Source organism: Stenotrophomonas maltophilia, from assembly GCF_025642255.1.
GTDB lineage: Bacteria > Pseudomonadota > Gammaproteobacteria > Xanthomonadales > Xanthomonadaceae > Stenotrophomonas > Stenotrophomonas maltophilia_P.
In genome coordinates this window covers 1,610,566-1,624,391 of sequence record NZ_CP106759.1, presented here as the reverse complement: position 1 = coordinate 1,624,391, position 13,826 = coordinate 1,610,566, and the positions used below count along the sequence as shown (strand labels likewise).

General features: G+C 68.0%; 13 protein-coding genes. 2 read left to right on the top strand and 11 right to left on the bottom strand.

Annotated features, from left to right (window positions below):
• Positions 1 to 53: 53 nt before the first annotated feature.
• Positions 54 to 2,471, top strand: a complete 2,418-nt coding sequence (locus N8888_RS07590) for a membrane-bound PQQ-dependent dehydrogenase, glucose/quinate/shikimate family (protein WP_263177936.1) — start codon at positions 54 to 56, stop codon at positions 2,469 to 2,471.
• A 101-nt stretch (positions 2,472 to 2,572) separates the two neighbouring features.
• Entirely contained in the window at positions 2,573 to 3,430 is an 858-nt protein-coding gene (locus N8888_RS07585) for an IclR family transcriptional regulator domain-containing protein (RefSeq protein ID WP_197572672.1), read from the top strand.
• A 115-nt stretch (positions 3,431 to 3,545) separates the two neighbouring features.
• On the opposite strand, the gene pcaC is transcribed toward N8888_RS07585, so the two are convergent.
• The 11 genes from pcaC to N8888_RS07530 all read right to left on the bottom strand — a co-directional run bounded on the left by pcaC (position 3,546) and on the right by N8888_RS07530 (position 13,805).
• Complete coding sequence (gene pcaC, locus N8888_RS07580) at positions 3,546 to 3,932, bottom strand: 4-carboxymuconolactone decarboxylase (RefSeq protein WP_065181323.1); 387 nt, start codon at positions 3,930 to 3,932, stop codon at positions 3,546 to 3,548.
• A 24-nt stretch (positions 3,933 to 3,956) separates the two neighbouring features.
• The gene (gene pcaD / locus N8888_RS07575; RefSeq protein WP_193396267.1) at positions 3,957 to 4,742 is read right to left on the bottom strand and encodes a 3-oxoadipate enol-lactonase; all 786 of its coding nucleotides are present in this window, start codon (positions 4,740 to 4,742) and stop codon (positions 3,957 to 3,959) included.
• A gap of 26 nt (positions 4,743 to 4,768) precedes the next feature.
• Complete coding sequence (locus tag N8888_RS07570; RefSeq protein ID WP_263177935.1) at positions 4,769 to 6,112, bottom strand: 3-carboxy-cis,cis-muconate cycloisomerase; 1,344 nt, start codon at positions 6,110 to 6,112, stop codon at positions 4,769 to 4,771.
• Positions 6,113 to 6,202: 90 nt separating this feature from the next.
• Positions 6,203 to 6,766, bottom strand: coding sequence for a protocatechuate 3,4-dioxygenase subunit alpha (gene pcaG / locus N8888_RS07565; protein WP_111185632.1), 564 nt, complete (start codon positions 6,764 to 6,766; stop codon positions 6,203 to 6,205).
• A gap of 4 nt (positions 6,767 to 6,770) precedes the next feature.
• Positions 6,771 to 7,481 (bottom strand): protocatechuate 3,4-dioxygenase subunit beta, encoded by a 711-nt coding sequence (gene pcaH / locus N8888_RS07560; protein ID WP_111185630.1) that lies wholly within the window; start codon positions 7,479 to 7,481, stop codon positions 6,771 to 6,773.
• Between the two features lie 67 nt (positions 7,482 to 7,548).
• On the bottom strand, positions 7,549 to 8,763 hold the full coding sequence (gene pcaF, locus N8888_RS07555) for a 3-oxoadipyl-CoA thiolase (protein WP_428992951.1): 1,215 nt from the start codon (positions 8,761 to 8,763) through the stop codon (positions 7,549 to 7,551).
• Position 8,764: 1 nt separating this feature from the next.
• Positions 8,765 to 9,412, bottom strand: coding sequence for a 3-oxoacid CoA-transferase subunit B (locus N8888_RS07550; RefSeq protein ID WP_111185628.1), 648 nt, complete (start codon positions 9,410 to 9,412; stop codon positions 8,765 to 8,767).
• On the bottom strand, positions 9,409 to 10,089 hold the full coding sequence (locus tag N8888_RS07545; protein ID WP_053517770.1) for a 3-oxoacid CoA-transferase subunit A: 681 nt from the start codon (positions 10,087 to 10,089) through the stop codon (positions 9,409 to 9,411). The genes N8888_RS07550 and N8888_RS07545 overlap by 4 nt, the downstream gene beginning before the upstream one ends.
• Positions 10,090 to 10,258: 169 nt before the next feature.
• Complete coding sequence (locus N8888_RS07540; protein ID WP_193396263.1) at positions 10,259 to 11,575, bottom strand: MFS transporter; 1,317 nt, start codon at positions 11,573 to 11,575, stop codon at positions 10,259 to 10,261.
• Between the two features lie 53 nt (positions 11,576 to 11,628).
• A complete protein-coding gene (gene aroD, locus N8888_RS07535; RefSeq protein ID WP_263177934.1) occupies positions 11,629 to 12,516 on the bottom strand; it encodes a type I 3-dehydroquinate dehydratase in 888 nt (295 codons plus the stop codon).
• Positions 12,516 to 13,805, bottom strand: a complete 1,290-nt coding sequence (locus N8888_RS07530; protein WP_111185624.1) for a carbohydrate porin — start codon at positions 13,803 to 13,805, stop codon at positions 12,516 to 12,518. Before N8888_RS07530 ends, aroD begins: the two co-directional genes overlap by 1 nt.
• Positions 13,806 to 13,826: the final 21 nt, after the last annotated feature.

The following is a 13,826-nucleotide window of genomic DNA, read 5'->3' as shown; positions in this document are numbered from 1 at the left end:
CGCGCGGGGCTTCCCCGCCTTCGCGCGGGTTCCTGCAATGAGGTTCATGCAACGTGGACGAGACGACGAAGGTTCCGGCCGTGTGCCGTGTGCTGGTGATCCTGCTCGGCATCCTGGTGACGCTGTTCGGCCTGGCTCTGCTGGTCGGCGGCGTACGCCTGGTGCAGCTGGGGGGCAGCTGGTACTTCCTGCTGATGGGTGTAGCGTCTGCCGTGGCCGGCGTGCTGCTGGTGATGCGCAGGCCGAACGGTGCGCTGCTGTACGGCCTGGCGTTCGTGGCTACGCTGCCGTGGGCGCTGGTGGATGCCGGCTGGAATTTCTGGCCGCTGGTTTCGCGCCTGGTGATGCCAGCCGTGCTCGCCCTGCTGGTCGCCTTGGCCTGGCCGGTGCTGCGCCGCAGCCGCGGCCAGGTGGCCGGTCGCGGCGCCCATGGCGTGGCTGCAGTGCTGCTGGTGGGTCTGCTGGGTACTGCATTCGCAGCGTTCCAGCCGCGTCCCGTGCAGGCGGCGCAGGGCACCACACCCCCCGTAGTGCCCGTGGCCAAGGGCGCTGAGCAGCGCGACTGGATGCACTGGGGCAATACCACCGCCGGTACCCGCTTTGCCGCACTGGACCAGATCACCCCGGCCAATGTGAAAGAGCTGCAGGTGGCCTGGACCGCGCGCACCGGCGATGTACCGGAAAGCAACGGCTTCGGCGCCGAAGACCAGAACACCCCGCTGCAGATCGGCGACACCCTGTACCTGTGCACCCCCCACAACCAGGTGATCGCCGTTGATGCCGATTCGGGCAAGCAGCGCTGGGCCTTCGATCCCAAGGCCACTGCACCGAACTGGCAGCGTTGCCGGGGCCTGGGCTATTTCGATGCGACCACCGCACCGGCCGCCGCGACGACGGCTGCACCGGCACCAGTGCCGGCCACTGACGTGGCGAGCACTGGCCCGGCGCTGTGCGGGAAGCGCATCCTGATGACCTCCATCGACGCCCGCCTGTTCGCGCTGGATGCGAACACCGGTGCCCTGTGCCCGGACTTTGGCAGCAACGGGGTGGTCGACCTGAAGGTCGGCATGGGCGAGATCAAGCCCGGCTTCTACACCCTCACCGCCGCGCCGCTGGTGGCGGGCGAGCTGATCGTGGTCGGCGGCCGGGTGGCCGACAACATCGAAGTAGGTGAACCGTCCGGCGTGGTGCGTGCGTACAACGTGCGCACCGGTGCGCTGGTCTGGATCTGGGATCTTTCAAAGGAGACCCCGGACGTGCCGCTGGATCCGTCGATCCACTACACCCGTGCGACGCCGAATGTGTGGACGTCGATGGCCTACGACCCGCAACTGGGCCTGGTCTACCTGCCCACCGGCAACACCACGCCGGATCAGTGGGCCGGCGAACGCACGCCGCAGGACGACAAGTACAGCTCTGCCGTGGTCGCGCTCGACGTCGCCACCGGCAAGGAACGCTGGGTGTACCAGACCGTACACCACGATCTGTGGGACTACGATCTGCCCGCACAGCCGACCCTGATCGATGTACCCGACGGCAAGGGCGGCACATTGCCGGCGCTGCTGCAGGTCACCAAGGCCGGGCAGATCTTCATGCTCAACCGGCAGACCGGCGTGCCGATCAGCGAAGTGCGCGACATTCCGGCGCCGCAGGGCAACGCCGAGGGCGAGCGCTACGCCGCCACCCAGCCGCTGTCGGTGGGCCTGCCGCAGATCGGCGCGGAAACGCTGACCGAGTCGGACATGTGGGGAGCCACCCCGATCGACCAGATGCTGTGCCGCATCCAGTTCAAGCAGTTCCGCTACGACGGCATGTACACGCCGCCGGGCGAAGACCTGGCGCTGCAATGGCCGGGTTCGCTGGGCGGCATGAACTGGGGCAGCGCCTCGGTCGACCCGACCACGGGCTATCTGTTCGTCAATGACATGCGCCTGGGCCTGTGGACCAAGCTGATTCCGCGCGCGCAGATGAGCAGCGGCGACGGCGGCGTGGAAATGGGCGCGGCCTCGCAGACCGGCACGCCCTATGGTTCGCTGCGCGACCGCTTCCTGTCCAAGCTTGGCATTCCCTGCCAGAAGCCCCCGTTCGGCACGATGTCGGCGATCAACCTGGCGACCCGCAAACTGGTCTGGCAGGTACCGGTGGGCACGGTGAAGGACACCGGTCCGATGGGAATCAAGATGGGCCTGTCGATCCCGATCGGCATGCCGACCCTGGGCGGTTCGCTGGCCACCCAGTCAGGCCTGCTGTTCTTCGCGGGCACGCAGGATTACTACCTGCGTGCCTACGACAGCCGTACCGGCGATGAGCTGTGGAAAGCACGCATGCCGGTGGGCAGCCAGGGCACACCGATGACCTATGTCTCGCCAAAGACCGGCCGTCAGTACGTGGTGATCTCCGCCGGTGGCGCCCGCCAGTCGCCGGACCGCGGCGATTACGTGATTGCCTACGCGCTGCCCGAGCGCAGGTGAACCCTGCCCCGTAGCGTCGCCTGCCGGGCGGCGCTACCCGGGTACCGGTTGCTGGTGCGAGCGCTTACCATGCAAGGTCGAACCCGATGAAAGCTGCTGCCATGCCTGCCGCCGTTCCTCCCAGCCGTCGCCCCAAGCGCGCTCCTGTCCCGCCGCAGGACCGTGGCCTGGCCCATGAGCTGATGCAGCAGATCCAGGACAACCAGGGCGATCCGGACTTCATGACATCGCTCGGTCGCGGCCTGGCCGTGCTGAGCGTGTTCTCGCAGCACCCACGCGAAGTGACCATGTCACAGATCAGCACCGATACCGGCATCTCGCGTGCCGCGGTGCGGCGCGTGCTGTATACGCTGGAAAAGCTGGGCTATGTCGGCGAACAGGGCCGTGGCTACGTGCTGCTGCCGCGCGTGCTGGGCATGGGCGGTGCCTATGTGGCGTCGTCGTCGATGACCGCCGCAGCGCAGCCGGTGCTCGATGCCCTGCGCGACGACGTGCATGAATCCTGCTCGCTGGGCGTGCTGGACGGCGACGACATCCTGTACGTGGCACGTGCGGAAACCGTACGCATCATGTCGATTGGACTGCGCGCGGGCAGCCGTCTGCCTGCCTACTGCACATCGATGGGCCGCGTGTTGCTCGCGGCGTTGCCGCGCGACACGCTGGAAGGCTATCTGGAACGCAATCCGCTGCGGCCGCGCACCGAGCGCACCATCACCCGTATGGATGATTTCCTGGACACGCTGGAGAAGGTGCGCCGCGAAGGTGTGTCCCTGGTCGACCAGGAACTGGAGATCGGCCTACGCTCGATCGCAGTGCCTGTGCGTTCGCGCAGCGGTGACGTGATTGGTGCGTTGAACATCGGCACCCAGGCGGGCCGTATCGGTCTGGGCGTGATGCAGACCCAGCTGCTGCCGCGCCTGCGCGAAGCGGCGCAGCGATTGGGCACGTTGTTGAATTGAGGCACGCCGCCGGGCATGGCCCGGCGTCATCGTGGGCCGCTGCGCTCGCCGGGCATGGCCCGGCGCTACCACAACGCGGCCCGGTAGCGCCGGGCCACGCCCGGCGGAACCGGCATCAGCCCTCGGCGGCCTGCTCTTCCAGAATCGGCTTAGCCAGCGCGAAGGCGTGGTTGGCCGCAGGCACGCCACAGTAGATCGCAGCCTGCAGCAGCACTTCCTTGATCTGCTCCGGCGTGACGCCGTTGTTGCGGGCGGCACGGATGTGCAGCTTGAACTCCTCGTCGTGGCCCAGCGCCACCATCATCACGATGGTCAGCAGCGAGCGCGTATGCCGCGGCAGCCCCTCGCGCGTCCACACCGTGCCCCACGCTGTGCGGGTGATGAAGTCCTGGAATTCGGTGGTGAAATCGGTGCGCGCCTGCAGCGAGCGTTCAACGTGTGCCTCGCCCAGCACCTGGCGGCGCACCGCAAGGCCGGCTTCGTAGCGTTCCTGTTCGTCCATCGTGGTCTACCTGTTATGCGGGGGTCAGTGCTGCGCGGAAAGATGCGCAGCCAGTGCGGAAGTGAATGCCTGCGGCGACTCCAGATTGCAGATGTGGCGGCCCGGGACAGCGGCGTAGTGGCCATGGGCCACGCCCTCGGCGATTGCCTGCAGATCGGTCGGCACGCACACCGGATCATCATCACCGGCAATGGCCAGCAGCGGCACGCCGATGCGGCCCAGCACATCGCGGAAGTCGGCCGTTGCCACAGCGTTGCAGCAGCCGACGTAACCGTCGACGCGGGTCGCCAGGAATACCTGCAGGATCTCTTCCACCTGGCTGGCATGGGTCTGTGCGAAGGCAGCGGTGAACCAGCGTTCGCGGGTGCCATCCACGAGGGGCAACAAGCCATCGTGCTGGACCTGGGCCATACGCGCCTGCCAGCTCTCCAGCGTGCCGATCTTCGCCGCGGTGGCGGCCACGGTGAGCGTGCGCAGCCGGTTGCCCGCATGCACGCCCAGCCACTGCCCGGTCAGACCACCGATCGAAAGACCGCAGAAATGGCTGCGCTCGACGCCCACGTGATCCCACAGGGCCAGCACGTCGGCGCCCAGTTCGGCCACGGTGTACAAGCCCGGCGGAGCGCTGGACTGGCCGTGGCCCCGACGGTCATAACGCAGGATTCGATACTGCGAGGCCAGCGCACCCACCTGCGGCTGCCACATGCCCAGGTCGGTACCGAGCGAATTGCAGAACGTCAGCCATGGCGCATCGGCACGGCCCTCGGTCTGGTAATGCAGGCGGTGCTGCGGAAGGTCGAGGAAGGGCATGCGTGCTCCAGCGGTGAACGTGGGGATCAGCCGCGCGCGAGCACGCGGTCGATCCAGGTATCGGCCATGCCGCGCCAGCTGTCGGCAGCGAACAGGGCATCCAGTTCTGCAGCGGAAAGCTGCGAGGTGACCTCCGGCGTCTGCGCCAGCACGTCGCGAAGATGCTGCGATTGCGCCAGCGCCTGCTTCGCGGCCTGCTCCACCAGGGCGTGCGCGGACGACTTGCCGATACGCTCGCCCAGGGTGACCGCCACGGCCTCGGCGTAGAGCAGGCCGCCATGGCTGTCCAGATGCTGGCGCATGCGTGCGCGGTCCAGTTGCAGGCCCTGCACCACCATCTCCACCTGGGCCAGGCTGCCCGCACACAGGCGGACGATCTCCGGCACGGTCTCCCACTCGGCATGCCACTGCCCGGCCGCGCGCTCGTGCGGCTGCGGCATGGCGCTGAACAACGTGGACAGCAGGCCCGGCACGCGCGTGGCGGCGGCGATGGCCGCCACGCAGCCCACCGGATTGCGCTTGTGCGGCATCGCCGAGGAGCCCCCCTTGCCCTCCCCGGCCGGCTCGAAGGCCTCCGCCACCTCGGACTGCATCAGCAGCACGATATCGCTGGCGATCTTGCCGAGGCTGCCGGTCAGCAGCGCGAACACGCTGCCCAGTTCGGCAATACGATCACGTGCGGTGTGCCAGGGCAGCGCCGGCAGCGGCAACTGCAACTCGGCAGCCAGGGCCTCGGCCACGTCCAACCCGCGCGTCTGCAGCGAGGCCAGCGTGCCCGCGGCGCCACCGAACTGCAGCACCAGAGTGTCTTCGGCCAGCGCATCCAGGCGCCGCTGGCTGCGCTGCAGGGCATCAAGCCAACCGGCGGCCTTCAACCCGAAGGTTACCGGCACGGCCTGCTGCAGCAGCGTGCGTCCCGGCAGACCGGTGCCGCGCTCGGCCTCGGCCAGCCGCGCCAACGCCGTGCACAGCGCCTGCAGTCGCGTCTGCACGTGACCGACCGCCGTGCGCAGCTGCAATACGGCGCCGGTGTCGATGATGTCCTGGCTGGTGGCACCCCAGTGCACCCAGCGCGCGGCTTCGGCATCATTCGCCTTGACCTGCGCAGTGAGCGCCTTGACCAATGGAATGGCCGGGTTGCCAGCCAGCGCGGTGGCGGCCGACAGCGCCGGCAGCGCATACAGATCGGCGCGGCAGGCCGCTTCGATCGGGGCCAGTGCAGTGGCGGGAATCACCCCGCACCGCACCTGCGCGCGTGCCAGCGCGCGCTCGACGTCCAGCATCGCCTGCAGGCGCGCTTGATCACTGAACACGGCGTCGACGGCAGAATCGCCGAACAGACCGCCCAGCAGCGTTGGGGAGAGGCTCATCGGTGCAGTCCATCCTGGGTGGCCACAGCTTACCCGCGCCCGCTGCGTGCGGGCGTGGAGTGGCCGGAAGGCGCGTCGCGCGCGCCGCGATCAGTAGGCGAAGAAGACCGTCTCATCCGGGCCCTGCATGCGCACGTCCCACCGGTACAGACCCTTGCCCTGCGCCTGCGCAACCAGCGTGTGACGGCGCTCGGGCGGTACCAGCGCGAGGATGCCGTCCTCGCCATTGCTGGTCTCGTCGCTGAAGTAGATGCGACCCCGCACAGCCTGCAGCAGGCCACGCATGAACACCAGCACGATTAGGTGCGGTGCCTGCGGCTCGCCGCGCAGGCCCGGCACGCGGCCCGGCTTGACGGTGCTGAAGGCAAACCGCCCCTGCTCATCGGTCGGCACGCGGCCCCAGCCATCGAAAGCCGGGTCGTGGTCGTCGCGGCGCGGGTCTTCGCCATGGGCATAGATGCCCTGTGCGTCGGCCTGCCAGATTTCCAGCACGGCATCGGACACCGGCACGCCATTGCCATCGAACACCTGGCCCTGCACGTGCACGCGTTCGCCCTGCGCGGTGGCCGGGGCGATGTCGGTGCGGTACAGCGGTTCCAGGCCCAGGCGGTAGTACGGGCCGACGGTCTGCCACGGAGTGGATTGGAAACTCATGGTCTTACTCCCAGACGGTCATTTTGCGACCGCGCAGCACGATGTCGAAGCGGTAACCCAGCGCGAACTCATTGGCCGTGTTCTCCCAATCGAACGAGGACACCATGCGCGCGCGCGCATTGGCATCGTCCACGCAGTTGTAGATGGGATCGAACGCCAGCAGTGGGTCGTTGGGGAAGTACATCTGCGTGACCAGCCGCTGGCCGATGCCATCGCCATGCAGAGAGAAATGGATGTGCGCCGGGCGCCAGGCGTTGTAGTGGTTGCGCCACGGGTAGGCGCCGGGCTTGATGGTGGTGAAGCGGTAACGGCCTTCGCTGTCGGTCAGCACCTGGCCTGTACCCTTGAAGTTGGGATCCAGCGGTGCATCGTGCTGGTCACCCTTGTGCAGGTAACGGCCAGCAGCGTTGCACTGCCATACCTCGACCACGGTGTTGCGCACCGGGCGGCCATTCTCGTCCAGCACGCGGCCGCTGACGATGATGCGCTCGCCCTGCGGCTGGCCGGGGAAACCTGCGGTCAGGTCCGCGGCGTGCTCACCCAGGGTGATGCGGTTGATGCTCGGGCCGGTCACTTCCGAGAGCGTCACCGGGATGGCGATCGGATCGGTACCCGGGCCACGCAGCGCGGTGGAGGCATACGGCAGGTGGATGCGCGGCGGCTGGCTGCCGGGATACGGCGTGCGGTAGCCGCGCAGTTGAGTGGGATCGCTCATGGCGTACTCCTGTTGGCGAGCGGCCCGCAGGCCGCGGCTGTCGTGCAGATCATGGGTTCGTTGGGGCTCACACGCGCTCAATGGCCAGGGCTACACCCTGCCCCACGCCGATGCACATCGTGGCCAGGCCACGCCGGCCCCCGGTGGCTTCCAGCTGGCGCAGCAGGGTCAGGGCCAGGCGCGCACCGCTCATGCCCAGCGGGTGCCCCAGTGCGATGGCGCCGCCGTTGGGGTTCACGTGCGCGGCATCATCGGCCAGGCCCAGCTGGCGCATGCAGGCCAGGCTCTGCGAGGCGAACGCTTCGTTCAGCTCAATGGCATCGAAATCGGCGATGGACAAGCCCAGGCGCGTCATCAGCTTCTGGCTGGCCGGCACCGGGCCCATGCCCATGATTGCCGGCTCCACGCCGGCGCTGGCAAAGCCGAGAATGCGTGCGCGCGGGGTGAGGCCCAGCGCCTTGACCTGCGCACCGGACGCCAGCAGCAACGCCGCGGCACCATCATTGATGCCCGAGGCATTGCCTGCGGTCACCGTTCCGGGTTGCCGGAACAGTGGCTTCAGTCCGGCCAGAGCGTCTGCGGTGGTATCGCCGCGCGGGTGTTCATCGCGGTCGACAGTCACGGTCTCGCCGCGCCTGCGGCCCGGCACCTCCACCGCCTCGATTTCGCCATCGAAGAATCCACGCGCCTGCGCGACGGCGGTGCGTTGCTGGCTGCGCAGCGCGAACGCATCCTGGTCCTCGCGGCTGATGGCGTAGCGCTCGGCCACGTTCTCGGCGGTCTGGCCCATGGTCTCCACGCCATGCAGCTCGCGCAGGCGGGAGTTGATGAAGCGCCAGCCCATGGTGGTGTCTTCAATCTGCTGGTCGCGGGCGAACGGCGAGGTCGCCTTGCCCATCACGAATGGCGCGCGCGACATCGACTCCACACCACCGGCAATGGCCAGACCCAGCTCGCCCGTGGCGATCCCACGGGCCACCGTGCCGATCGCATCCAGGCCCGACCCGCACAGGCGGTTGATCGTGCTGCCCGGCACCGTCACCGGCAGGCCGGCCAGCAGCAGGCTCATGCGCGCAACGTTCCGGTTGTCTTCGCCGGCCTGGTTGGCACAGCCGAGGTAGACGTCGTCGACCAGCGCCGGATCCAGCTGCGGGTGGCGCGCCAGCAGTGCCTTCAGCGGAACCGCGCCGAGGTCGTCAGCGCGCACGCCGGACAGCGCACCACCATAGCGACCGATCGGGGTACGGATGCCATCGACGATGTAGGTCTCGTGCAGGCTCATCTCAGGCTCCCTCGGCCAGTGCCAGCGGCAGGCCGGTCAGTTCACGCAGTTGTCCGATATCCATGCCTTCCACCATCTCCAGCACGGTCGCGCCATCAGCCCCCAGAGCGAACACCGCCACATCGGTGTACACGCGCGACACGCAGCGCAGCCCGGTCAACGGGTAGCTGCACTCGGTCACCAGCTTGCTCTCGCCCTTCTTGGTGAACAGGTCCATCATCACGAACACCTGCTTGGCACCGATGGCCAGGTCCATCGCGCCGCCCACGGCCGGAATCGCATCGGGGGCCCCGGTGCTCCAGTTGGCGAGGTCGCCCTGCACCGAGACCTGGAAGGCACCCAGCACGCAGATATCGAGGTGGCCGCCACGCATCATCGCGAACGAATCGGCATGGTGGAAATAGCAGCCCCCGGTCAGCAGGGTGACCGGCTGCTTGCCGGCATTGATCAGATCCGGATCCTCCCGGCCAGGCGCCGGCGCCGGTCCCATGCCCAGCAGGCCATTCTCCGACTGCAGGAAGATCTCCTTGTCGGCCGGCAGGAAATTGGCCACCGTGGTCGGCAGGCCAATGCCCAGGTTGACGTAGGCACCTTCGGGAATGTCACGCGCCACGCGCGCGGCCATCTGTTCGCGGCTGAGCTTGTTCATGCCTGCACCCCCGCTGCGGCCACCGGCACCACGCGCTGCACGAAGATGCCCGGGGTCACCACGGCCTCCGGGTCCAGTTCACCCAGCGGCACCACCTCACGCACCTGCACGATGGCGCAGCGCGCGGCCATCGCCATCAGCGGGCCGAAGTTGCGTGCGGTCTTGCGGTACACCAGGTTGCCCCAACGGTCGCCGCGGTCGGCCTTGATCAGCGCGAAATCAGCGTGCAGCGGGTACTCAAGCACGAAGTGACGCCCGTCGATCTCACGCGTCTCCTTGCCCTGCGCCAGCTCGGTGCCGTAGCCGGTCGGGGTGAAGATCGCGCCCAGGCCGGAACCCGCCGCGTGGATGCGCGCGGCCAGATTGCCCTGCGGCACCAGCTCCAGTTCGATCTCACCGGCGCGGTAGGCGGCGTCGAAATGCTGCGAATCGGCCTGGCGCGGAAACGAGCAGACGATGCGACGCACGCGCTTGTGCCTGATCAGCGCGGCCAGGCCGGTATCGCCGTTGCCGGCGTTGTTGTTGATGATGCACAGCTCGCGCGCACCCTGTGCGATGAGCGCGTCGATCAGCTCGTCGGGCATGCCCGCCGTGCCAAAGCCGCCGATCATCACGGTGGCGCCATCATGGATATCGGCCACCGCTGCTTCCACGCTGGCCACGGTCTTGTCGATCACTGCATTGCTCCTTGCCCTGCGCGCCAGCGGTCATCACCGCCTCGCTTCAGAGCCACTGCGAAGGGAAAACACGGCCTCGACATGGTCGCCATGGCACTCCGTCCGGTCAATGCGATATTCGCACTCATGATTCGATAATCGCACATTGAGTCAACGACTCCCTCGCGGTTCAACGCTGGTTCCGGCCCACGCCCACGCGCAGACCCAGGCACGCCCAGGCCGCCAGCAGCAGCGGCAGCGCGCACAGCACATACAACGCGGAGGGCCGCCAGTGGCCATCCACCAGCACACCCACCGTGAGCGGCGAGAGGATCGCACCGACGCGGCCGATGCCGATGGCCCATCCCAGACCGGTGGTCCGCACTTGCGCGGCGAACACCACCGGCGCCGCGGCATACAGGCCCGCCATCGCGGCGAACAGTGCTGCACCGATCACGAACGCCAACGGGAAGGCCATGCCCAGCTGCGTGTTGAAGGCGGCAAAGCCCAGCATCGACACCATCGCCAGCAGCAGCGCACCGGCGGTCAGCTTCGACAGCGACCAGCGCGAGGCCAGCCAGCCGAACAGGCTGCCGCCGACGATGCCGCCCAGGTTCAACAGCACGCCTCCGGTGATGCCCTGCTGGGCGGAGACACCGGCAGAGACCAGCAGCTTCGGCGTCCAGCTCAGCACGAAGTAGAAGGCGAACATGTGCAGGAAGAAGGCCAACGCGATCAGCAGCGCGACGCGCCGCAGGTCACCCACGAACAGCGCCGCATAGCCCTGCCGCTGGCCATCACGCAGCGGCGCAGGCGGCAGCGCCTGCAGCTGCGGCATGCGCATGCGCGAGAGCAGTGCGTTCAGGCGCGGCAGCGCATCGGCCGGGCGACGCGCAACCAGGAAATCCAGCGATTCGGGCAGGCACCTGAGCACCAGCGGAATGCACACCAGCGACGCCGCGGCGCCGATCAGGAACACGCTGTGCCAGGACCAGTGTTCCAGCATCCACGCCGCCAGCAGACCGCCGGCGGTGGCGCCTATCGGATAGCCGGTGGCCTGCAGCGCGACCGCCGTACTGCGCCACTTGGCATTGGCGTACTCGGCGGTGATCACGCCCACGCCGGCCAGCATGCCGCCGATGCCGATGCCGGTGTACACGCGCAGCGCGCCCAGCTGCCAGGCGTTGGCAGCCAGCGCCGACAGCGCCATGCCGCTGGTCAGGATCAGCAGGCAGCACACGATCATCGGCCGCCGGCCCCAGCGATCGGCCAACGGCGCCAGCAGGAACGAGCCCAGTGCCATGCCGACCAGGCCGGCGCTGAGCATCATCCCCAGCACCTTGCCCGACAGCTCCCAGTCCGCCGACACATGCGGCGCGGTAAAGGCCATGACCATCACATCGAAGCCATCGAGCATGTTCAACAGCACGCAGATGGCGATGGCGGTCCACTGGAAGGGACTCATCCGTTCCAGGACAAGCGAGGGTGCGGGGGCGGCGTGGCTCATGGGGCGGTTTCCTGCAACAGCGTGATGCGGTGGAACGTCCGGCGGGGAAGGTCTCAGTGACCGGCCTGGCTGGATGCGTGGATGACCTGCAGGACGTCCTGCAGGCGATCGACTTCGACCTGGCCCGGTGCCGACGGAGTGCCGATCATGCCGAAGGTGAGCGCCTGGCCGAAGGTTTCACCAGCCAGGCGCGAGACCACACCGGTGCCCCCCATCGACATGGTCAGCAGCGGCCTGTCGCTCTGCTGGCGCACCTGCCAGGTGGCATCGAGCAGGGCCAGCACGTCGCCTGCGTCGCGCGGCATCACCGCGATCTTCAGCACGTCCGCACCCAGCGCCTGCTGCCTGAGCAGGCGCGCGACGATCTCATCGCGGGGCGGCGTTGCGTGGAAGTCATGGTTGGACATCACCACCTTCACGCCGGCCTTGTGCGCCTGCGCCACCAGCGCCTGCACCACCTTCGGATCACGGAACATCTCCACGTCGATCAGCTGGGCCACGCCGCCGCGCAGCAGCGTCGCGTAGAGCGCGCCGTAGTCGGCATCGCTGATCGGCTTGGCGCCGCCCTCGGCCTTGGTGCGGAACGTCACGATGACCGGCTTGCCGCCCAGCGTGGCCTGGATGCGCTTGCCCAGCGTGACCAGCGCCTTGCCATCGGTGGCGATGTCCAGGTAGTCGATGCGCCACTCGGCGATGTCGGTGGCCTTGCTGGCAGCGATGGCCGCCGCCTGCTGCAGGGCCACGTCAGCGGTGGCGCCAGTGATCGGCACGATGGTGCGGGGATGGCCCTCGCCGATACGCAACTGGCCGACCTGCAGTACCGCCGGCGGCGGTGCGGCCAAGGCCAGCGCCGGGACGGCGCACAGTGCACCGGCCAGCACAACCGGAGCGAGCGGGAACTTCATGGCGGTCACCAGAGCATGGAAGGAGCGCATGGCCATCAGAAGGTCACCTTGGCCTGTACGCCCACGGCCCAGGCGTTGTCGGTACCGCTGTAGTTGAACGTGCCCGGGTTGACGATGTACTGCACATCCGGGCGGATCATCAGCCACGGGTTTACCTGGACGCTGTAGGACAGTTCGAACAGCTCCTCGGCCTGGCTGAGGTTGTACAGCGGCGAATCGCCAGGCACGCCACCGGCGGCCAGCGTGGCCCGGCGCGCATCGACCAGCCGGTTGTTGATGTCGGCGCCTACGTAGCCCAGCGCGATGCTGTCCTGGGCGCGCGAGCCAATGCCCTGGTAAACCCCGCCCAGCGCATACCAGCGTTTGATCTGCGCGGTGTCGGTGTCGGACACCATGTACTGCGCGAACGCAGTCAGGCCGCGGCTGGGATCGGCCGATTCCCGGGTCAGACGCTGCTCGGCGAGCACGTAGGCGCCGTGGCGCCCGGTCGTCGGCGAAGCATCCAGACCGCGCTTGTCCACGCGTGAGGTGTCGTAGTAACCGCCGAACTTGTAGACGCCCGCGTAGCGGCTGCCCTTGGACGGGGTCCAGGTCACTTCCACCGGGAACAGCGAACCGGTGGTACCGGAAGCGAGCGGACGGAACGCGTTGCGTTCGATGTTGCCACCCAGGTTCGGATTCACCTGGAACCAGCCGGTGCGAACGTTGACGGCCGGGCTGACCTGCTGGGCGAACTCACCGCCCCAGCGTGCCACGGGGTAGTTGTACCAGCCGCTGTTGCCCGACATCGCCAGCGGGTGCGCGCAGAACGCCGCATTGACGAAGTGGGTCAGCAGGCTGTGCAGGCCGAACTGGTTGCCCATCGCGTAATAGCCCAGCTTGTAGTACGACTGCCCCGCGTTGAAGGTCTGGTCGTAGCTCAGTTCGGTCAGCCGCGTGTACTGGCCGCCGTACGCTTCCTGGATGGGGAAGCGGTTGCCGACGAAGTCCACCGAGGTGCTGCGGCCGCGACGGTCGTTGAGGGTGAAGTGGAAGGCACCGCCGTTCCAGCCGGCCAGCGTGCCCATGTCCAGGTCTACGCCAACGCGCACCTGCTGCGCATAGCGCGCACCGGTTTCGCCGTAGCCTCCATCGACCACACCCATGGCTTCACCCACGTAGTCGCCGCGGAAGGCGATGCCACGCTCGAACAGATCGGTGCGGGTGCCGCCCCAGTCGCCAGTGAGGGTCCTGCCTTCGTAGCGGTTGCTCGACTGCGCGCTGGCGATGCAGGGCAGCAGCGCGGTGGCCAGGACGGCCAGGGAAACGGGTTTCGCAAGATTCATGATCGCGGTCTCGTGGAGATG

Excerpts from the sequence above, each read along its gene's own strand:
- N8888_RS07585 (WP_197572672.1), top strand. The coding sequence starts at position 2,573 with ATGCCTGCCGCCGTTCCTCCCAGCCGTCGCCCCAAGCGCGCTCCTGTC.
- pcaC (WP_065181323.1), bottom strand. The coding sequence starts at position 3,932 with ATGGACGAACAGGAACGCTACGAAGCCGGCCTTGCGGTGCGCCGCCAG.
- pcaD (WP_193396267.1), bottom strand. The coding sequence starts at position 4,742 with ATGCCCTTCCTCGACCTTCCGCAGCACCGCCTGCATTACCAGACCGAG.
- N8888_RS07570 (WP_263177935.1), bottom strand. The coding sequence starts at position 6,112 with ATGAGCCTCTCCCCAACGCTGCTGGGCGGTCTGTTCGGCGATTCTGCC.
- pcaG (WP_111185632.1), bottom strand. The coding sequence starts at position 6,766 with ATGAGTTTCCAATCCACTCCGTGGCAGACCGTCGGCCCGTACTACCGC.
- pcaH (WP_111185630.1), bottom strand. The coding sequence starts at position 7,481 with ATGAGCGATCCCACTCAACTGCGCGGCTACCGCACGCCGTATCCCGGC.
- pcaF (WP_428992951.1), bottom strand. The coding sequence starts at position 8,763 with ATGAGCCTGCACGAGACCTACATCGTCGATGGCATCCGTACCCCGATC.
- N8888_RS07550 (WP_111185628.1), bottom strand. The coding sequence starts at position 9,412 with ATGAACAAGCTCAGCCGCGAACAGATGGCCGCGCGCGTGGCGCGTGAC.
- N8888_RS07540 (WP_193396263.1), bottom strand. The coding sequence starts at position 11,575 with ATGAGCCACGCCGCCCCCGCACCCTCGCTTGTCCTGGAACGGATGAGT.
- aroD (WP_263177934.1), bottom strand. The coding sequence starts at position 12,516 with ATGGCCATGCGCTCCTTCCATGCTCTGGTGACCGCCATGAAGTTCCCG.
- N8888_RS07530 (WP_111185624.1), bottom strand. The coding sequence starts at position 13,805 with ATGAATCTTGCGAAACCCGTTTCCCTGGCCGTCCTGGCCACCGCGCTG.